Raw genomic sequence first — 18789 nt, forward strand, 5'->3', positions numbered from 1 at the left:
GGTCCGCTCCAAAACGGGGTCGGAACACCGTCAGAGCACCTCGCTGACCAGCGGATTGGGCAGCTCCGCCCACTGATCCCCGGGCGTCCCCGGCGACAGCCGCATCAGCGTCAGCGCCTTCGTGGGCAGCGGCTCCTCGCGCAGTGCCGCGAGATCCACGGTGCCCGGCAGATCCCGTACGACTGCCTCCAGCGCCCCGCGCAACACCGCCCCCGAACCGGCCGCACCCGCCAGCGCCCCGGCCACCAGGGAGCCGAACAGCTTGCGGCGCAGGGTCGGCACGTCGTCCGTCACGATCCGGCCGGTCAGCTCCGGCACCGGGATGCCGTGCCGGGCGAGCCGGGCCGGACTGACGCGGATGTCGGCGAGGTCGCGGTAGACCAGGCGCACCGGGGAGCCGTCGGGGGACAGCACCACCAGCAGGTTCTGGCCGTGCGCCTCCAGCGCGACACCCAGCTCCAGCAGCCGCAGCCCCACGGTGAGGGCGAGACGCGTGAACTCGGCCAGCCAGGTCGGGGATTGGGGCAGCGCGGTGGTGGCGAGCGCGGCCACCGGTACCACCCGCTCGCCCGGCCGCGCGTACTCCTGCGGCGACTCGCGCACCACAGCCGCCAGATCCGGCGAGTGGGCGGTGGCGGCCCCCAGGGTGCGGGTGATGTGCAGCAGCCCGTCCGTCCGCGCCGCGAGCGTCTCCGCGAAGTCGGACAGGGTGGCCGAGATGCCGATGGAGTACACCGAGATGTCCCGCACCGAGGACGTCAGCCGGGCGCTCAGTGCGGTCTTGACGTGCGGTCCGCCGTGGAGGGCGAGCGTGCGCAGGGACATCAGGGGATGCGCGGCGACTGTGCCGTCGTAGGGATCGCGGGGACGCTTGAGCACATGCTCGGCCTGCCACGGATGCACCGGGATCAGCAACCGCTCCCCGTCCCGCATCCCTTCCGGCCACGCACCCGTCACCAGGCACTCGTCCGCCCGCACCGGCACCAGCCCCAGCGCGACCACCGGCCGGTGCTCCGGCCCGTACGCCAGCTGCTCGGCGACCGAGAACCCCGGCCGGGAACGGCAGTTGGGATGGAACGGATGCCCGTCGACCACCCGCTGCTCCCACTCCCAGTCGCGCAGGGGCCACTCCTTCGAGTGGGCGTCCTGCCCGGCCCGTGACAGCGCCAACGAGGCGACACTGTGGCCGAGTTCGGCGGCGAAGGACGTACCGTGCGCCACGGAGAGGCCGGTCAGCAGCCGGGCCGGATCGTCGAACGGCGTCTCGTCGAGTCGTACGGCGGTGACGTACGCGGCCGTGGCGTACGGGTCCGCGTGCGGGCCGTGCAGCCGGCGGCCGTCGGCGAGGTGCAGGGTGAGGCCTTCCAGGCCTGGCTCGCGGCGGTCGACCCAGGGCAGGGGCTCGTGCGTGAGCGCGCGCCACAGCCGGGTCAACACGGCCGCCCGGGCCCCGGGAAGCTCGGCCTGGTACCGCGACGCGAGATCGGGGCGCACTTCGGCCAGTTCGGCGGTGACCTCGGCCTCGGCGCTGGGGAAACGGTGCACGGGCGGGCTCCTCGGGTACGAGTAGGGCGTCGGGGCAGGCACCGACGACAGACATACTGATCGTCTCCCCGCCTGAACGGACCGTAGAGAACGAGTGGATCGCGTGCACCTCAACCCCCTGCCCGCAGCCGACGTCGCGGCACGTGCCGACGCCCACGCGGTCACGCCCCTGCTCAACTGCCTGCTGCGCGAGGTGGCCGAACCCCACTCGGAGTCCGGCGAACGGCGGGTGTACCGGCTGCCCGGCTCGGGCCGCCTGCTGCGGGTCCGCGGCGAGCGGCGGCCCGCCGAGCCCGAGGTGCACGCGTCCGGCGCCTGGCAGCGCATCGACCACACAGAACTGGTCAAACTCGTCGCCGACGAGCTGCGCCGGCACACCGGGGCCTCCAATCACGAACTGCCCGCCGAGATGATCGACAGCCGGGACGCGGTGGCCGCGCTGCTCACGGCACGCGCGCGTGCGGTGCCGCCGGACGACCTCTACCTGCGCTCCGAGCAGTCCCTCCTCACCGGCCACCCCCACCACCCCGCCCCCAAGGCGCGCGGCGGCGGCCCGGTCGCGGCCTGGCTGCCGTACGCCCCCGAGGCGCACGCCCGCTTCCCGCTGACGCTGCTCGGCCTGCGCGAGGACGCGGTCGTCGAGGAGGGCGACACCTCGGCCCTGGACGCCCTCGGCGAGGCCCCGCCCGGCTACCGGCTGCTGCCCGCGCACCCCTGGCAGCTCGACCTCGTCGACGTCGCGCCGGCCTTCGCCGACGGCAGGCTGATCCGGCTGGGCACCACCGACTTCGACGTCTGGCCCACGGCCGCGATCCGCACGCTGTACGCCCCCGAGCCCGACCTGTTCCTGAAGTTCAGCCTCGACGTGCGGATCACGAACGACATCCGCCGGCTCTGGCGCCACGACCTGCTGAAACTGCGCCGCACCGACGCCGCGGCCACGGCCGCCTTCGCCACTTCCCGCGCGGCCTGGCTGAGCGACCGCGGCTACCGCACCGCCGACTTCGCCTTCGAGGAACTCGCCGTCCTCGTCCGCGACGGCTTCCACGACCGACTGCTGCCCGGCACGACCCCGCTGCTCGCCGCCGCCCTCGTGGAGGGTTTCGAGGGCAGCCCGCTCGACGCCACGGCGGACCCGGCGGCCTGGTGGGAGGCGTACCTCGGCGCGGTCGTACCGCCCGCCCTCGCGGCCTTCGCCGACCACGGCGTCGTACTGGAGGCCCACCTGCAGAACACGCTGGTCGCCGTCGACACCGACGGCACCCCGGTACAGGCCCTGTTCCGGGACGCCGAGGGCGTGAAGCTGCTGCCCGACGTGACGCGGGCGGCCGGCTGGGAGCGGCTCGTGTACTGCCTGGTCGTCAACCACCTTGTGGAGATCGCCGACGCCCTGGCCGAACGCCACCCGCCCCTGGACCCCTGGCCCGCCGCACGCCGCGAGTTCGCCCGCCACGACCTCCCCGAGACCACCGGCCTGCTCACCGCACCCACCCTGCCCGGCAAGACGAACCTGCTCCTGCGCTGGACGAACGCCGACGGCGCGGACGCCCGCTATCTGCCGCTGCCGAACCCGCTGGCCCGTACATGATCTGAATTACCCTGGCCGGTGTGCTGCGCGACGTGACTGCTGTTCGATACGTGACCCCGTTGCGGTCCGGCGGCTCCGTGCCCGGAGTCGTCGAGGCCGACGACCTGGGCACGTACGTCGTGAAGTTCACCGGCTCCGCGCAGGGCCGCAAGGCGCTGGTCGCCGAGGTCATCGTCGGCGAACTGGCCCGTGCGCTGGGGCTGCGCTTTCCCGAGTTGGTCCTGGTCCACTTCGATCCCGCGATCGCCGAGAGCGAGCCGCACCAGGAGGTACGGCAGCTGCACGCGTCCAGCGCGGGGGTCAACCTCGGCATGGACTACCTGCCGGGGGCGAAGGACTTCACCCCCGAGGTCGCCAAGCACTTCCGCGTGGATCCCCCGGAGGCGGGCCGCATCGTCTGGCTGGACGCGCTGACCGCCAACGTCGACCGTACGGTCCACAGCTCCAACCTGATGGTCTGGCCCACGCTGGGGACCGTTCCGCCGCGCTTGTGGCTCATCGACCACGGCGCCGCGCTCGTCTTCCACCACCGCTGGGACGGCACGGACCCCGCGAAGGCGTACGACTTCCGTCACCACGCCCTCGGCCACTACGCCCCCGACGTGCGCGCGGCCGACGCCGAGCTGGCGCCGAAGGTCACCGAGGCCCTGCTGCGGGAGGTCGTGGCGCAGGTCCCGGACGCGTGGCTGAGCGCCGAACCGGGCTTCCTGAGCCCCGGGGAGGTCCGCGACGCCTATGTCGCCCACCTCCACGCGCGCGTACAGGCGTCCGCGGCCTGGCTCCCCACCGACTTCCCCTCGCGGGAGGAACTCGCCGCCGAGGAGGCCCTCCGCGCGGCACGCACACAGGAAGGCCGCCCGAAGTGGCTCAAGCGGGTCCCCGACCTGCACGGCAAGCCGGCGGCAGAACAGGATTGGTCGGTACACCTGGGATGACGGACACCCCTATGACGGACGCCCGGCGGGTCGAGATCGAGTACTGCACCCAGTGCAGGTGGCTTCCGCGTGCCGCCTGGCTGGCCCAGGAGCTGCTGACGACCTTCGAGGCGGAGCTGACGGAGCTCGCCCTGAAGCCGGGCAAGGGCGGCGTCTTCGTCGTCCGCGTGGGCGACGAGGTGGTGTGGGACCGTCGCGAGCAGGGCTTCCCCGAGCCGACGGCCGTGAAGCAGGCCGTACGCGACCGAGTGGCCCCGGGAAAGTCCCTGGGCCACTCGGAGAGGTCTGCGTCTTCGCAGGAGGACGTCAGCCCTTGAGCTGCTCGTACGCCGGCAGCGTCAGGAAGTCCGCGTAGTCCTCGTCGAGGGAGACCTCCAGGAGCAGGTCGTGGGCCTGCTGCCAGTGGCCGGCCGCGAAGGCCTCCTCGCCGATCTCGGCGCGGATGTTCGCAAGTTCCTCGGCGGCGACCTTGCGGGCCAGCTCCGGGGTGGCCTTCTCGCCGTTCTCGAACTCGACGCCCGCGTTGATCCACTGCCAGATCTGCGAGCGGGAGATCTCGGCGGTGGCCGCGTCCTCCATGAGGTTGAAGATCGCGACCGCGCCGAGGCCACGCAGCCACGCCTCGATGTAGCGGATTCCGACCTGGACGGCGTTGATGAGGCCCGGGTACGTCGGCTTGGCGTCCAGCGAGTCGATGGCGATCAGGTCGGCCGCCTCGACGTCGACGTCCTCGCGCAGCCGGTCCTTCTGGTTCGGCCGGTCGCCGAGGACCTTGTCGAAGGACTCCATGGCGATCGGGACCAGGTCGGGGTGGGCGACCCAGGAGCCGTCGAAGCCGTCACCGGCCTCGCGGTCCTTGTCGGCGCGGACCTTCTCGAAGGCGACCTTGTTGACCTCGGCGTCCCGGCGGGACGGGATGAAGGCCGCCATGCCGCCGATCGCGTGCGCGCCGCGCTTGTGGCAGGTGCGGACGAGGAGTTCGGTGTACGCCCGCATGAACGGGGCCGTCATGGTGACCGCGTTGCGGTCCGGCAGGACGAACTTGGCGCCGCCGTCACGGAAGTTCTTGACGATGGAGAACAGGTAGTCCCAGCGGCCCGCGTTCAACCCCGAGGCGTGGTCGCGGAGTTCGTAGAGGATCTCCTCCATCTCGTACGCGGCCGTGATCGTCTCGATCAGGACGGTCGCGCGGACGGTGCCCTGCGGGATGCCGACGTAGTCCTGCGCGAAGACGAACACATCGTTCCAGAGGCGGGCCTCCAGGTGCGACTCCGTCTTCGGGAGGTAGAAGTACGGGCCCTTGTCGAGGTCGAGCAGGCGCTGGGCGTTGTGGAAGAAGTACAGGCCGAAGTCGACGAAGGCGCCGGGGACCGGCTGTCCGTCGACCTGGAGGTGACGCTCGTTCAGGTGCCAGCCGCGCGGGCGCATGACGACGGTCGCCAGCTCGTCGTTCGGGCGCAGGGCGTACGACTTGCCGGACTTCGGGTCGGTGAAGTCGATGTTCCGGGTGTACGCGTCGATCAGGTTGAGCTGGCCGAGGACCACGTTCTCCCAGGTCGGCGCCGAGGCGTCCTCGAAGTCGGCGAGCCAGACCTTGGCTCCCGAGTTGAGGGCGTTGATGGTCATCTTGCGGTCGGTGGGGCCGGTGATCTCGACGCGGCGGTCCTGCAGCGCGGGCGGGCACGGGGCCACCCGCCAGGAGTCGTCCGCGCGGATCGCGGCGGTCTCCGGGAGGAAGTCGAGGGTGGAGGTGCGGGCGATCTCGGCGCGGCGCTCCGCACGGCGGGAGAGGAGTTCGTCACGCCGGGGCGTGAACCGGCGGTGCAGCTCGGCCACGAAGGCGAGGGCCGCCTCCGTGAGGACCTCCTCCTGCCGGGGCAGGGGCTCGGCGTCGACGATGGCCAGCGGGGACGGCGCTGGTGCGGACATGAGCTGTCACTTCCTTCAGCGAGCTACGAAGACGAACTGTCGAGCTTTGGCAGAGCTTTGGCACCGGGTGCCAGTCTTCCCGGATACGGCTGACAACGCCCGTGGAGCCGTCGGGCGCTTCTGAACAGTGGATACTAGTTTCCTCATGGTGGAAGTTCAATGGTTTGTTGATGTCGAGATTCTCTGAGTCGAGGCAAGGTGGCGCTCAGTGCCACCGCGCTCACTCAAGGTGGCTCAGATCGGCCTCCGTGTCGATGTCGTACGGCCGGGCCACGTCCCCGCACTCGACGAGCCCGATCGCCCCCTCGTGCGCCTTCAGGTAGGCGCGTGCCCCCCGGTCGCCGGTCGCGGTCGCCGCGATGCCCGCCCAGTGGGCGGCGCCGAAGAGCACGGGATGCCCGCGTACCCCGTCGTACGCCGCCGAGACGAGCGACTGCTCGCCCTCGTACGCGGCGAGCACCCGGGCCACCGCCTCCGGTCCGATGCCGGGCTGGTCGACGAGCGAGACGAGCGCCGCCCGCGCCCCCGTACCGGCGAGCGAGCCGAGCCCGGCGCGCAGGGAGGAGCCCATCCCCTCGGCCCAGTCCGGGTTCTCCACCAGTACGCAGTCACCGAGCTCGGCCTGCTCCCGTACGGCGGCCGCCTGCGCGCCCAGCACCACGTGCACACGGGCGCAGCCGGCCGCGCGCAGCACCCCGACGGCGTGCTCGACGAGGGGGCGGCCGCGATGCCGGAGCAGCGCCTTGGGCCGTCCGCCGAGCCGCCGTCCGCCGCCGGCGGCGAGGAGCAGACCGGCGACCGGCGGTGCTTCTTTCTCGGTCGGCGGTGCTTCGTTCTCAGTCATGCGTCCTGCATACCTGACGCCCGCGCGGGCGCCCGGTCCCCCAGGGCTGAATTTCCGTCCGTACGGTGGCGCATCCGGCGTCGGGTGGGTTTACTGACCCGCGTCCCCGGCGCCCGGCCTTTGTCAGGGGTGCGCGATGGGGAAGCGGGACTGCTGGCGCACAACGGCGTGCGAGGGGGAGTGCTGTGTTGCGGAGCTTGGGACAGAGGCTGGTGACGGGCAGCGACGAGGACCCGAGGGTGGCGGAACTGCGGACGGCGGTGTCCCGTCTGCGCCGCGAACTCGCCGCGCACCCGGCCGAGTTCCCGGACCGGGGGATCGCCGAGGACGAACTCGCCGCGCTGGCCGCGATGACGATCGACGGGGTGCCGGAGATGCCGCGACTGCGGAGGTCGTTGCTGTTGATCGCGGGCGCGATCGGGTCCGTGAGCGCGCTGTCCCGCGGCTTGTCGGATGTTCGGCACGCCGTGGATCTGTTCGGCGAGTCGCCGCGGGGACGGGGTTAGATCACCGGAACGGGCCGCGGTAGGGAAACGGCCCCCGGTAGCCCCGGTCCGAGGTCCGGTGCTCGAACTCCTCGCAGAGCCATGTCTCCTGTACGAACTCGGTGCGCTCCTGCCAGATCGCGAAGATGCCGTGCGGGCCACGCTTGCCGTCGCACTGCCGGTAGAGGTCCTTGGCACCGCGGAAACAGGCCAGCCCCGCCATGAGTGGGGTGCCGGCGGGGCTGTAGTCGGACCAGGCGCACGCTACGCATGCCTTGAGCCGCGCTCCTCGCGGCAGTCTGCGCTGAATGTCGTGCAGCGCCTGCTCCAAGTCGTCCTGGCTGTCCGCGTTGCGGTACTCGCGCCCGTCGAGGCGCAGGGTAGTGATCAGGGTCTGCTCGTCCAGGCCCGGGCCCACCGGGTCGCCGAGCCGCAGGGCACAGTGCAGCACTGCCGCCCGCACGCCCTGCCCCTCGACTTCCACGGGCATCGGCACCTCCCACTCCAGGAGGCAGGAGCACAGTGCCCCGTCGAGGAAGGTGAACATCTGATCGGGCGGCATCCCGCTCAGGGCGCCGAGGTCGTCCATCATGGCGCCCTCGAAGGCGACGCCCCTGATCGTCGTGCGGATCGACTCCCGGCCGTCCGACTCGAAGACGATCTCCTCGGAGCCGTGCCGGTCGGTGTACCGCCCCGGCCGGCGCTCCATCGCCGTCACCCGTGGTTCTGGGTGACCAGCGCCTCCGAAAGTTCCCCGGCAACCTGCTGGAGCACCGGCACGATCTTGTCCGTCGCCGCCTCGGTGACCCGCCCCGCCGGACCGGAGATCGAGATCGCAGCCGCGGTGGGGGAGTTCGGGACCGAGACGGCCAGGCAGCGGACGCCGACCTCCTGCTCGTTGTCGTCGACCGCGTAGCCGTTGCGCCGCACGTCCTCCAGGGCCGCGAGGAAGCCGTCCGGCGTGGTGATCGTCTTCTCCGTGGCGGCCGGCATGCCGGTGCGGGCCAGCAGCGCGCGCACCTCCTCCGGCGGGAACCCGGCGAGCAGCGCCTTGCCGACCCCGGTGGAGTGCGGCAGCACACGCCGGCCGACCTCGGTGAACATGCGCATCGAGTGCTTGGACGGCACCTGCGCGACGTAGACGATCTCGTCGCCGTCGAGCAGGGCCATGTTCGCGGTCTCGCCGGTCTCCTCGACCAGCCGGGCGAGGTAGGGCCGGGCCCACGTGCCCAGCAGCCGGGAGGCCGACTCACCGAGGCGGATGAGGCGCGGGCCGAGGGCGTAGCGGCGGTTGGGCTGCTGGCGTACGTAGCCGCAGGCGACGAGCGTCCGCATGAGGCGGTGGATGGTGGGCAGCGGCAGCCCGCTGCTCGCGGAGAGCTCGCTCAGGCCGACCTCGCCGCCCGCGTCCGCCATCCGTTCAAGCAGGTCGAAGGCGCGCTCGAGGGACTGGACGCCGCCGTTGGAGCTGGACCTGGCGGAGTCGGTGGTGCTGGCGCTGGACGTCGGCACGGCGCGTTCCTTTCGGGACCGGTGAGAAGGGCAGAAGCCTACCCGTCAGTCGGTTGACTCCCTGCTTGTGCGTAGCTACGTTCTGCTTGGCGAAATTCTACTTCCGCTTTGTGGAAACGTCCAGAGAGTCCGCATCGGGTGCACTGTGGAGAAGTGTGCCCTTGACGGCGCTGGAACGGGAGTGAAGACTCCTTCAACAGAAAGTTGAATTCCGTTTCGCGGAAGTAAAACGGCGGCAGAGAGGGGTCCGGGTGTCCGACGCTGAACTGGTGCTGCGCTCGAGGCGCGTCATCACTCCGGAGGGGACGCGCGCCGCGACGGTCGCGGTCGCCGACGGCAAGATCACAGCCGTACTCCCCTACGACACCGAAGTCCCGTCCGGCGCCCGGCTGGAGGACCTCGGCGACGACGTCCTGCTGCCCGGCCTCGTCGACACGCACGTGCACGTCAACGACCCCGGCCGCACCGAGTGGGAGGGCTTCTGGACCGCCACGCGCGCGGCGGCGGCCGGCGGCATCACCACCCTCGTCGACATGCCGCTCAACTCCCTCCCGCCGACCACGACCGTCGACCACCTCCGCACCAAGCAGGACGTGGCCGCCGACAAGGCGCACATCGACGTCGGCTTCTGGGGCGGCGCCCTGCCCGACAACGTCAAGGACCTGCGCCCGCTGCACGAGGCCGGCGTCTTCGGCTTCAAGGCCTTCCTGTCCCCGTCCGGCGTGGACGAGTTCCCGCACCTGAACCAGGACCAACTCGCACAGTCCCTCGCCGAGATCGCCTCCTTCGGCGGCCTGCTGATCGTGCACGCCGAGGACCCGCACCACCTCGACGCCGCCCCGCAGCAGGGCGGCCCCAAGTACGCCGACTTCCTGGCCTCACGCCCGCGCGACGCGGAGGACACGGCGATCGCCCAGCTGATCGCCCAGGCGAAGCGCCTCCACGCGCGCGTGCACGTCCTCCACCTGTCGTCGAGCGACGCGCTGCCGCTGATCGCCGAGGCCAAGCGGGAAGGCGTACGGATCACCGTCGAGACCTGCCCGCACTATCTGACCCTGACCGCCGAGGAAGTCCCCGACGGCGCCAGCGAGTTCAAGTGCTGCCCGCCGATCCGCGAGTCCGCCAACCAGGACCTGCTCTGGCAGGCGCTGGCCGACGGCACCATCGACTGCGTGGTGACGGACCACTCCCCGTCCACGGCCGACCTCAAGACCGACGACTTCGCGACGGCCTGGGGCGGCATCTCCGGCCTCCAGCTGAGCCTGGCGGCGGTGTGGACGGAGGCCCGCAGGCGCGGACACGGCCTGGAGGACGTGGTCCGCTGGATGTCCGCACGGACGGCGGAACTTGTCGGACTGGATCAGAAGGGCGCCATCGAGGCGGGCCGCGACGCCGACTTCGCCGTCCTCGCGCCCGACGAGACGTTCACCGTGGACCCGGCCGCCCTCCAGCACCGCAACCGCGTGACGGCGTACGCGGGCAAGACCCTGTACGGCGTGGTGAAGTCCACCTGGCTGCGCGGCGAACGCATCGTCGCGGACGGCGAGTTCACCGACCCGAAGGGTCAGCTGCTCACCCGAGACCACTGACCTTCTCTCCCGCACCCGCAGCGGCCGACTTCTGAAAGGCACACCTCGTGACGGCGATACCCAGCTTCACCGGCGACGCGAACCCCTACGGAGGCGGTGACCCGTACGCGGACTACCGCACCGCCGACTTCCCCTTCACCCAGTACGCCAACCTCGCCGACCGCCAGCTGGGCGCCGGTGTCATCGCCGCCAACGACGAGTTCTTCGCCCAGCGCGAGAACCTGCTGGTGCCCGAGCGGGCCGAGTTCGACCCCGAGCACTTCGGGCACAAGGGCAAGATCATGGACGGCTGGGAGACGAGGCGCCGGCGCGGCGCGTCCGCCGACCACCCGTGGCCGACGGCCGAGGACCACGACTGGGCGCTGGTACGCCTCGGCGCGCCGGGCGTGATCCGCGGGATCGTGGTCGACACGGCCCACTTCCGCGGCAACTACCCGCAGGCAGTGTCGATCGAGGGCACGTCGGTACCCGGCTCGCCGTCCCCCCAAGAACTGCTCGCGGACGACGTGAAGTGGACGACGCTGGTGCCGCGCACACCGGTCGGCGGCCATGCGGCGAACGGTTTCTCCATCGCGGTCGAGCAGCGCTTCACGCACCTCCGCGTCAACCAGCACCCCGACGGCGGCATCGCGCGCCTGCGCGTCCACGGCGAGGTCGTCCCCGCCCCCGAGTGGCTGGCGGTCCTGGGCACCTTCGACGTCGTCGCCCTGGAGAACGGCGGCCAGGTCGAGGACGCCTCCAACCTCTTCTACTCGCCCGCCACGAACACCATCCAGCCGGGCCGCTCCCGCAAGATGGACGACGGCTGGGAGACGCGCCGGCGCCGCGACCAGGGCAACGACTGGATCCGCTACCGGCTGGTGGCCCAGTCCCAGATCCGCGCCATCGAGATCGACACCGCGTACCTGAAGGGCAACAGCGCGGGCTGGGCGTCGGTGTCGGTGAAGGACGGTGAGGAGGGCGAGTGGACGCAGATCCTCCCGCGCACGCGCCTCCAGCCCGACACCAACCACCGTTTCCTCCTGTCGGCGCCCGCCGTGGGCACGCACGCACGCGTGGACATCTTCCCGGACGGCGGCATCTCCCGCCTGCGCCTCCACGGCTCCCTGACGGAGCAGGGCGAGGCGGCACTGGCGGCACGACACCAGGAACTGGGCGGCTGAACGCCCGAGCCCCATCCCCAAAGGGCCTCACCTCTCGACGCCGTCCGCGCATCCCAGCCCCTCCGGCGTTCGAGGAGGAGGTGTTGCCGTCCCGATCCCCCGCCCACCCGTAGGGGGCTCCGCCTCTTGACGCCGGTCACGGCATTCCTGCCTGTCCGGCGTTTGAGGAGGAGGTGTTGCCGTCCCGATCTCCCGCCCACCCGTAGGGGGCTCCGCCTCTTGACGCCGGTCACGGCATTCCTGCCTGTCCGGCGTTTGAGGACGAGGCCCTTTCGGGGCCGAAGCGGGGGTCTGGGGGCGGCAGCCCCCAGGGACGGTCACCGCACGCACCCGCACCGCAAGCCGGCTCAACCGCCGGAGGCCTACGCCGCGTGGCCCCCGTCCACCGCGAACTCCGCCCCCGTGACGTACTCCGCCCCCGCCAGGTACGCCACCATCGCAGCCACCTCGTCACCCGTACCGAAGCGGCCCAGCGCGGTCATCGCCGCCTGATTGGGCGCGTACGGACCGCCCGCCGGATTCAGATCGGTGTCGATGGGACCGGGATGGACGATGTTCGCCGTGATGCCGCGCGGTCCCAGCTCCCGCGCAAGGGCCTTCGTCAGACCGATCAGGGCCGACTTGCTGGTGGCGTACAGCGTGCCGCCGGGACCCGGCACACGCTGCGTCATACAGGTGCCGATCGTGATGATCCGACCCCCGGCGCTCATGCGGGCCGCCGCCGCCCGTGAGGCCAGGAAGACGCCCCGCACGTTCACGGCGAGCACCCGGTCCACGTCCGCGAGCGACAGGCCCTCCAGCGGCCCCAGGACGCCCACGCCGGCGTTGTTCACCAGCACGTCCAGGCCCCCCAGCGCCTCAGCCGTACGCCCCACCGCGCCCTCCGCCTCGTCCGCGTCACTGGCGTCCGCCCGCAGCGCCACGGCCCGCCGCCCCAGCGACTCGACGGCCCGGACGACCTCCTCGGCCGCCTCCTTGCCGTTCACATAGCTCACGGCGACATCCGCGCCCTCCCGCGCGAGCCGCAGTGCCGTCGCCGCGCCGATGCCACGACTGCCGCCGGTGACCAGGGCCACCTTGCCGTGCAGCGTTCCGTGAGCCGTTGTCATGGATCCATAAGTCGTTGTCATGAATCCATCCCAGCGCTGCACGGGCCGAAGCGCTGGCGGCGAACGGACATCGAGACCGGGCGAACGAAGATCGGCACGGGAGGGCCGAGACCCGGCAGGGGAAGGCCGGAACTCGGCGGAACTCTTCACTCCGGTTCCTTCGTTCACCCCACGTGACTCTTCAGCAAGAAATCGTCGGCAACGCCATGCAGATGGCGGTCGTCAGCCTCCAGCCCGGCCAGACCGTGTACTGCGAGGCGGGCAAGTTCCTCTTCAAGACCACCAACGTGACCATGGAGACCCGCCTGACCGGCCCGTCCAACGGCGGCGGCCAGCCCCAGGGCGGCGGCGGTGGCGGCATGGGCGGCATGCTGCGCCAGGCCATGGGCACCGCCATGCAGGTCGGCCAGCGCGTCCTGGCCGGCGAGTCGATCGCGTTCCAGTACTTCACCTCCCAGGGCGGCGAGGGCACCGTCGGCTTCGCGGGCGTGCTGCCGGGTGAGATGCGGGCGCTGGAGCTGGACGGCACGCGCGCGTGGTTCGCGGAGAAGGACGCCTTCGTGGCCGCCGAGTCCACCGTCGACTTCGGCATCGCGTTCCAGGGCGGCCGCACCGGCATGAAGGGCGGCGAGGGCTTCGTCCTGGAGAAGTTCACCGGCCAGGGCACGGTGATCATCGCCGGCGCCGGCAACTTCATCGACCTCAACCCGGCCGACTTCGGCGGCCGTATCGAGGTCGACACCGGCTGCGTCGTCGCCTTCGAGGAGGGCATCCAGTACGGCGTCCAGCGCGTCGGCGGCCTCAACCGCCAGGGCCTGATGAACGCCGTCTTCGGCGGCGAGGGCCTGTCCCTGGCCACCCTGGAGGGCAACGGGCGCGTCATCCTGCAGTCCCTCACCATCGAGAGCCTGGCCAACGCCCTGAAGAAGGCCCAGGGCGGCGACAAGCAGGGCCCGACGGGCGGTCTGTTCTCGACGAACGCGGGGTGAGCGCGCGTACGGCGGACCGATGAGTTGCGGGTGCCGACGGGGTCTGAGGTGATGACAGCAGACCCCACCCCGGAAAAGAGGCACTCCTCATGGGCAAGCTCGTCTCCACCCTCTTCGTCACGCTCGACGGCGTCTACCAGGCGCCCGGCGGCCCGCAGGAGGACACCCGCGGCGGCTTCACGCACGGCGGCTGGAGCTTTCCGTACGCCGACGAGGACTTCGGCCAGTTCATCAACGAGGTCTTCGAGCGCCCCGGCGCCTTCCTCCTCGGACGCCGTACGTACGACATCTTCGCGTCGTACTGGCCGAAGGTGACCGATCCCCTCGACCCGGTCGCCTCCAGGTTGAACCAGCTGCCGAAGTACGTCGCCTCCTCGACCCTGACCGACCCCGAGTGGTCCGGCACCACGGTGATCAGCGGCGACCTCGCCAAGGAGGTCACCGCCCTCAAGGAGCGCACGGACGGCGAACTCCAGGTCCACGGCAGCGGCGCCCTCGTCAGGTCGCTGCTGGCCCACGACCTGGTCGACACCCTCCACCTGCTGACCTTCCCGGTCGTGCTCGGCACGGGCCACCGCCTGTTCGGGGAGGGCGCCGTGCCCACCGCGTTCCGGCACACCGCCGGCCGCACCACGAGCAAGGGCGTCGTCATCCACTCGTACGACTTCGCGGGCCGCCCCGAGTACGGTTCGTTCGAACTCCCCGAGAACGCGTGACCGCCCTCCGCGGCGTTGTCGCACGGCCTCTCATGGAGATCGGGTGAGGACGCCGGGGCGCACGTTAACTTCCCGAAAACTCATCGGACTTGCCGGGAAAATCTCCGGCCTTGTCATTGACATGCCACTATCTACGCGCGTCATCATGAAGCCATGAGATTCCCCCCACGAATCACCCGCATCGGCGCAGCCGCCGCCGTCCTGTCCGCCCTCCTCGTCGGCGGCACCGTCACCGCCACCCCGGCGGCCGCGGCGGTCGGCAGCATCTGCTACAGCAACCTGCCCTCGCAGGCGCACGACACGCTCGACCTGATCGAGCAGGGCGGCCCCTTCCCCTACGACCAGGACGGCACCGTCTTCTCGAACCGGGAAGGCATCCTGCCCAGCCAGCCGTCCGGGTACTACCACGAGTACACGGTCATCACGCCTGGCTCTCCCACGCGCGGAGCTCGCCGGATCGTCACCGGTGAGGAGAACCGGGAGGACTACTACACGGCCGACCACTACGAGTCGTTCGACCTGATCAACTACGGCTGCTGAGCCCAGGGTCACGGTCGACGCCGAGGAACGGCACCACCCGCCGGAAGTCCGGTCCGCGCTCAGCCGGACTTCCGGCTCTCGGCGGCGGCGAACAGCGCGAACGCCAGCACGAGCAGTGCGACGCTCGCGTAGATCTCGTAGCAGTCGAGAAAGCCGATCCGCTGCACGAGACCCCAGTCCCAGTCGGTGAACTCGTGCACCAGCCCGGCGATGCCCTGCACGAGGGCGATGAACCCGAGGATCTCCAGCACCTGTTTCATGCCCACGACTCTCGCCCCGCGGTCCCCCCACGCCAATCGGCCGCGGGGCGAGCCATGTCCGCCGGAAGTTCACGTTCCGCGCGGGTGGCGCACGCCGAAAGTCTGCTGTCGTGCGACTTTGGTCGACGATCAGGCGTGCGATGAGGTGGCGCGGGCCGGCACTGCGTAGATTTGTCGGCCGTGAGTGGTGAAAAACCGGAGGCCGTGCCCCGGATGTTCGCGGGGCGGCGCTGGCTGCTGCCCTCTGCCGTGCTGCGGGAACTCGACCCCGACGCCGAGCGTTCCGGACGGCCCCGGCGCACGGCTCGCGACTGGGTGGTCGACTTCTGCTGCTTCCTGGTGGCCGTTCTGGTGGGACTGACCGCCGCCGACGCGCTCGACGACAACCCCCACCTCCCGCACACACTCGTCGTCGTCGACCAGTGGATCGGCGCGCTCTCCCTGGGCGCCGTCTGGCTGCGTCGCCGCTGGCCGCTCGGGCTGGCCGTGGCGATGACCCCGATCAGCATGGTGTCCGACACCGCGGGCGGCACGGCCCTGATCGCCCTGTTCACCCTCGCCGTGCACCGGCCCTTCCGGTACGTGGGCTGGGTCGCGGGCGCCAACCTGGCGCTGCTCCCGGTCTACCTCTGGCTGCGCCCCGAGCCCGGCCTGCCCTTCCTCGTCGGACTCGCCTTCTCCGTGGCTCTGCTCGGTGCGGTGGTCGGCTGGGGCATGTTCGTACGGTCCAAACGGCAGCTCATGCTGAGCCTGCGCGACCGTGCCCGGCGGGCAGAGACGGAGGCGCGGCTGCGTGCCGAGCAGGCGCAGCGGCTGGCCCGCGAGGCCATCGCCCGGGAGATGCACGACGTCCTCGCCCACCGGCTGACCCTGCTCAGCGTGCACGCGGGCGCCCTGGAGTTCCGGCCCGACGCGCCCCGCGAGGAGATCGCGCGGGCGGCGGGCGTCATCCGGGAGAGCGCCCACGAGGCCCTCCAGGACCTCCGGGAGATCATCGGCGTCCTGCGGGCCGGAGAGCCCGACGACGCCGGCCGCCCGCAGCCGACCCTCGCGGCGCTGGAGTCGCTCGTCACCGAGTCCCGCGAGGCGGGCATGAAGGTCACCCTCGACCAGCGCGTCACCGACCCCGCCGCCGTGCCCGCCTCCGTCGGCCGCACCGCCTACCGCATCGCCCAGGAGGGCCTGACGAACGCCCGCAAGCACGCCCCCGGCACGGAGGTCACGGTGACGGTGACCGGCGCGCCGGGCGAGGGCCTGTCCGTCTCGGTGCGCAATCCGGCGCCCGAGGGGGAGGTCCCCCATGTCCCGGGCTCCGGACAGGGACTGATCGGGCTGACGGAACGGGCGACGCTGACGGGCGGCCGGCTGGAGCACGGACCCGCGGCGGACGGGGGGTTCGAGGTGCGGGCCTGGTTGCCGTGGGGGTGACCCGTGCCGATCCGGCCGCGCGCTGCTCAAATGCCGCCCCGGTGAGCGGCGTTGCGGGCCGTCCGGCACATCCACGCCGTACAACCGTGATTACGTGGGGCACATGACTGCGATCAGACTCCTCCTCGTCGACGACGACCCGTTGGTCCGGGCCGGCCTGTCCTTCATGCTGGGCGGCGCCGAGGACATCGAGATCGTCGGCGAGGCGGCCGACGGCGCCGAGGTCGAGACACTGGTCGACCGCGTCAGCCCGGACGTGGTCCTGATGGACATCCGGATGCCGTCGGTCGACGGCCTCACGGCCACCGAGCGGCTGCGCGGAAGGAAGGACGCCCCGCAGGTCGTGCTGCTGACCACCTTCCACGCCGACGAGCAGGTGCTGCGCGCCCTGCGCGCCGGCGCGGCCGGGTTCGTGCTCAAGGACACCCCGCCCACGGAGATCGTCGACGCGGTGCGCCGCGTCGCCGCCGGTGACCCGGTCCTCTCGCCCACCGTGACCCGCCAGTTGATGGACCACGCGGCCGGCGCCGCCGCCGACACCCGCCGCGCACGCGCGCGTGAGCGGCTCACCGCCCTCAACGACCGTGAGCGCGAGGTCGCCGTGGCGGTGGGCCGGGGCCTGTCCAACGCCGAGATCGCCGCGGAACTCTTCATGAGCGTCGCCACCGTCAAGACCCATGTCTCGCGGGTCCTGGCCAAGCTCGACCTCAACAACCGTGTGCAGATCGCCCTGTTGGCGTACGACGCGGGACTGCTGGAGGAAGTGGAGGGCGACGGGCACTAGCGGGGGGTCCCGGACGTTGTCGGTGTGTCGGAGGGGGAGTGTCATGGCAGAAGTGATCGATCTGGGGGAGTTCGGGGGAGAGGGGTTTCGCGCCGACCCGCATCCTGTGTATGCGCGGTTGCGTGAGCGGGGCCCCGTGCACCGCGTCCGGCTGCCCGACTGGCAGTCCGAGGTCTGGCTCGTCGTCGGACACGAGGAGGCACGCGCGGCGCTCGCCGACCAGCGGCTGGCCAAGGACGGCACCAAGATCGGCCTGAAGTCGCTCGAAGAGGAGCTGATCGGGAAGAACCTGCTGGCCACCGACCCGCCCCAGCACACCCGGCTGCGCGGGCTCATCTCACGCGCCTTCACCATGCGGCGCGTGGAGGAGCTGCGGCCGAGGATCCAGCAGCTCACCGACGACCTGCTCGACGCCATGCTGCCGAGGGGCCGCGCCGACCTCGTGGAGTCCCTCGCCCATCCGCTGCCGCTCACCGTCATCTGCGAACTGCTCGGCGTGCCCGAGATGGACCGCGTGGAGTTCCGCAAGATGTCGACGGAGGCGATAGCGCCCACCAGCCCGGGCAGCGAGGTCGACGCCTTCGTCGCCCTCGGCGCCTACTTCACCGGCCTCATCGAGGACAAGAGGTGCGCGGGGCCCAGCGGTGACCTGTTGAGCGACCTGATCCGCACCACGGCCGAGGACGGCGACCGGCTCTCACCGGACGAACTGCGGGGCATGGCCTTCATCCTGCTGATCGCCGGGCACGAGACGACGGTCAACCTCATCACCAGCGGCGTGCACAACCTGCTCAGCCACCCCGACCAACTCGCCGCCCTGCGCGCCGACATGACCCTCCTCGACGGCGCGGTGGAGGAGATGCTGCGCCATGAGGGCCCGGTGGAGACGGCGACGTTCCGGTACGCCGCCGAGCCCTTGGAGATCGCGGGCGTCCCCATCGAGAAGGGCGAACCGGTGATGGTCGGCCTCACGGCGGCCAACCGGGACGCGAGCCGCTATGCCGATCCCGACACTTTCGACATCCGCCGCGACACCCGAGGCCATGTCGCCTTCGGCCACGGCATCCACTTCTGCCTGGGCGCCCCTCTGGCCCGTCTGGAAGCCCGCACGGCAATACGGTCCCTGCTGGAGCGCGCTCCCGGCCTGGCTCCGGACGGCCCGCCGGGGGAGTGGCTGCCGGGGATGCTGGTCCGAGGGATGCGGAGTCTGCCGGTGCGCTGGTAGCGGACGGGGGCCCGGGTTGTCGGGTCCGGTCGGGGTGTTGAGTGCGGCCGGGTGTCGGGTCCGGTCGGGGTGTTGAGTGCGGCCGGGTGTCGAGTCCGGCCGGTGTGTTGGGTGCGGCCGGGTGTCGGGTCCGGTCGGGGTGTTGAGT

The 18789-nt window shown here is 71.4% G+C and carries 19 protein-coding genes; 12 read left to right on the forward strand and 7 right to left on the reverse strand.

Translation table 11 applies throughout. From position 1 onward, the window contains the following. Positions 1–30: 30 nt before the first annotated feature. The gene (locus tag ACZ7L6_RS00460) at positions 31–1545 is read right to left on the reverse strand and encodes an IucA/IucC family protein (RefSeq protein ID WP_471919720.1); all 1515 of its coding nucleotides are present in this window, start codon (positions 1543–1545) and stop codon (positions 31–33) included. A gap of 94 nt (positions 1546–1639) precedes the next feature. Between ACZ7L6_RS00460 and ACZ7L6_RS00465 the strand changes: the two genes are divergently transcribed. From ACZ7L6_RS00465 to ACZ7L6_RS00475, 3 genes are read left to right on the forward strand one after another with little or no spacing between them, the layout of a single operon-like run. Further along, a complete protein-coding gene (locus tag ACZ7L6_RS00465) occupies positions 1640–3133 on the forward strand; it encodes an IucA/IucC family protein (protein ID WP_471919721.1) in 1494 nt (497 codons plus the stop codon). A gap of 20 nt (positions 3134–3153) precedes the next feature. Beyond that, on the forward strand, positions 3154–4068 hold the full coding sequence (locus ACZ7L6_RS00470) for a HipA family kinase (RefSeq protein ID WP_471919722.1): 915 nt from the start codon (positions 3154–3156) through the stop codon (positions 4066–4068). Continuing rightward, the gene (locus ACZ7L6_RS00475; RefSeq protein WP_471919723.1) at positions 4065–4385 is read left to right on the forward strand and encodes an Rdx family protein; all 321 of its coding nucleotides are present in this window, start codon (positions 4065–4067) and stop codon (positions 4383–4385) included. The genes ACZ7L6_RS00470 and ACZ7L6_RS00475 overlap by 4 nt, the downstream gene beginning before the upstream one ends. Here the strand turns inward: ACZ7L6_RS00475 and aceB are convergent. Then, positions 4375–5997, reverse strand: a complete 1623-nt coding sequence (aceB, locus tag ACZ7L6_RS00480) for a malate synthase A (RefSeq protein ID WP_471919724.1) — start codon at positions 5995–5997, stop codon at positions 4375–4377. The genes ACZ7L6_RS00475 and aceB overlap by 11 nt on opposite strands. A gap of 220 nt (positions 5998–6217) precedes the next feature. Continuing rightward, positions 6218–6841, reverse strand: a complete 624-nt coding sequence (locus tag ACZ7L6_RS00485; RefSeq protein ID WP_471919725.1) for a nucleotidyltransferase family protein — start codon at positions 6839–6841, stop codon at positions 6218–6220. Between the two features lie 212 nt (positions 6842–7053). Here ACZ7L6_RS00485 and ACZ7L6_RS00490 point away from each other — a divergent pair, with 212 nt between their 5' ends. Next, entirely contained in the window at positions 7054–7347 is a 294-nt protein-coding gene (locus tag ACZ7L6_RS00490) for a DUF5955 family protein (RefSeq protein ID WP_471920571.1), read from the forward strand. 1 nt (position 7348) lies between these two features. Here ACZ7L6_RS00490 and ACZ7L6_RS00495 read toward each other — a convergent pair whose 3' ends face one another. Then, positions 7349–8035: a DUF6304 family protein gene (locus ACZ7L6_RS00495; RefSeq protein WP_471919726.1), complete on the reverse strand. Its 687-nt coding sequence runs from the start codon at positions 8033–8035 to the stop codon at positions 7349–7351. A gap of 5 nt (positions 8036–8040) precedes the next feature. After that, the gene (locus ACZ7L6_RS00500; RefSeq protein ID WP_471919727.1) at positions 8041–8838 is read right to left on the reverse strand and encodes an IclR family transcriptional regulator; all 798 of its coding nucleotides are present in this window, start codon (positions 8836–8838) and stop codon (positions 8041–8043) included. Between the two features lie 251 nt (positions 8839–9089). On the opposite strand from ACZ7L6_RS00500, the gene allB reads away from it, so the two are divergent. Continuing rightward, positions 9090–10427, forward strand: a complete 1338-nt coding sequence (allB, locus tag ACZ7L6_RS00505) for an allantoinase AllB (protein WP_471919728.1) — start codon at positions 9090–9092, stop codon at positions 10425–10427. 47 nt (positions 10428–10474) lie between these two features. Beyond that, positions 10475–11590, forward strand: coding sequence for an allantoicase (gene alc / locus ACZ7L6_RS00510; RefSeq protein WP_471919729.1), 1116 nt, complete (start codon positions 10475–10477; stop codon positions 11588–11590). 362 nt (positions 11591–11952) lie between these two features. Here alc and ACZ7L6_RS00515 read toward each other — a convergent pair whose 3' ends face one another. After that, the gene (locus ACZ7L6_RS00515; protein ID WP_471919730.1) at positions 11953–12699 is read right to left on the reverse strand and encodes an SDR family oxidoreductase; all 747 of its coding nucleotides are present in this window, start codon (positions 12697–12699) and stop codon (positions 11953–11955) included. Between the two features lie 173 nt (positions 12700–12872). Here ACZ7L6_RS00515 and ACZ7L6_RS00520 point away from each other — a divergent pair, with 173 nt between their 5' ends. The 3 genes from ACZ7L6_RS00520 to ACZ7L6_RS00530 all read left to right on the forward strand — a co-directional run bounded on the left by ACZ7L6_RS00520 (position 12873) and on the right by ACZ7L6_RS00530 (position 14944). Next, the gene (locus tag ACZ7L6_RS00520) at positions 12873–13688 is read left to right on the forward strand and encodes an AIM24 family protein (RefSeq protein WP_471919731.1); all 816 of its coding nucleotides are present in this window, start codon (positions 12873–12875) and stop codon (positions 13686–13688) included. 89 nt (positions 13689–13777) lie between these two features. Further along, positions 13778–14404 (forward strand): dihydrofolate reductase family protein, encoded by a 627-nt coding sequence (locus ACZ7L6_RS00525; protein ID WP_471919732.1) that lies wholly within the window; start codon positions 13778–13780, stop codon positions 14402–14404. Between the two features lie 153 nt (positions 14405–14557). Next, positions 14558–14944, forward strand: coding sequence for a guanyl-specific ribonuclease (locus ACZ7L6_RS00530; RefSeq protein ID WP_471919733.1), 387 nt, complete (start codon positions 14558–14560; stop codon positions 14942–14944). A gap of 59 nt (positions 14945–15003) precedes the next feature. On the opposite strand, the gene ACZ7L6_RS00535 is transcribed toward ACZ7L6_RS00530, so the two are convergent. Continuing rightward, entirely contained in the window at positions 15004–15204 is a 201-nt protein-coding gene (locus ACZ7L6_RS00535) for a hypothetical protein (protein ID WP_471919734.1), read from the reverse strand. 213 nt (positions 15205–15417) lie between these two features. Here ACZ7L6_RS00535 and ACZ7L6_RS00540 point away from each other — a divergent pair, with 213 nt between their 5' ends. The 3 genes from ACZ7L6_RS00540 (at position 15418) to ACZ7L6_RS00550 (ending at position 18641) form a co-directional block, all read left to right on the forward strand. Continuing rightward, positions 15418–16632: a sensor histidine kinase gene (locus tag ACZ7L6_RS00540; RefSeq protein WP_471920572.1), complete on the forward strand. Its 1215-nt coding sequence runs from the start codon at positions 15418–15420 to the stop codon at positions 16630–16632. A 103-nt stretch (positions 16633–16735) separates the two neighbouring features. After that, entirely contained in the window at positions 16736–17416 is a 681-nt protein-coding gene (locus ACZ7L6_RS00545; protein WP_471919735.1) for a response regulator transcription factor, read from the forward strand. 43 nt (positions 17417–17459) lie between these two features. Continuing rightward, positions 17460–18641 carry a cytochrome P450 family protein gene (locus ACZ7L6_RS00550; protein WP_471919736.1) on the forward strand — a complete coding sequence of 394 codons (1182 nt, stop codon included), beginning with the start codon at positions 17460–17462 and terminating at the stop codon, positions 18639–18641. Positions 18642–18789 lie beyond the last annotated feature (148 nt).

This window comes from Streptomyces sp. NPDC107522 (genome assembly GCF_055657525.1).

Coding starts and splice junctions, on each gene's coding strand:
- ACZ7L6_RS00495 (WP_471919726.1), bottom strand. CDS start 8,035: ATGGAGCGCCGGCCGGGGCGGTACACCGACCGGCACGGCTCCGAGGAG.
- ACZ7L6_RS00515 (WP_471919730.1), bottom strand. CDS start 12,699: ATGACAACGGCTCACGGAACGCTGCACGGCAAGGTGGCCCTGGTCACC.
- aceB (WP_471919724.1), bottom strand. CDS start 5,997: ATGTCCGCACCAGCGCCGTCCCCGCTGGCCATCGTCGACGCCGAGCCC.
- ACZ7L6_RS00485 (WP_471919725.1), bottom strand. CDS start 6,841: ATGACTGAGAACGAAGCACCGCCGACCGAGAAAGAAGCACCGCCGGTC.
- ACZ7L6_RS00475 (WP_471919723.1), top strand. CDS start 4,065: ATGACGGACACCCCTATGACGGACGCCCGGCGGGTCGAGATCGAGTAC.
- ACZ7L6_RS00540 (WP_471920572.1), top strand. CDS start 15,418: ATGTTCGCGGGGCGGCGCTGGCTGCTGCCCTCTGCCGTGCTGCGGGAA.
- ACZ7L6_RS00545 (WP_471919735.1), top strand. CDS start 16,736: ATGACTGCGATCAGACTCCTCCTCGTCGACGACGACCCGTTGGTCCGG.
- ACZ7L6_RS00535 (WP_471919734.1), bottom strand. CDS start 15,204: ATGAAACAGGTGCTGGAGATCCTCGGGTTCATCGCCCTCGTGCAGGGC.
- ACZ7L6_RS00530 (WP_471919733.1), top strand. CDS start 14,558: ATGAGATTCCCCCCACGAATCACCCGCATCGGCGCAGCCGCCGCCGTC.
- ACZ7L6_RS00550 (WP_471919736.1), top strand. CDS start 17,460: ATGGCAGAAGTGATCGATCTGGGGGAGTTCGGGGGAGAGGGGTTTCGC.
- ACZ7L6_RS00525 (WP_471919732.1), top strand. CDS start 13,778: ATGGGCAAGCTCGTCTCCACCCTCTTCGTCACGCTCGACGGCGTCTAC.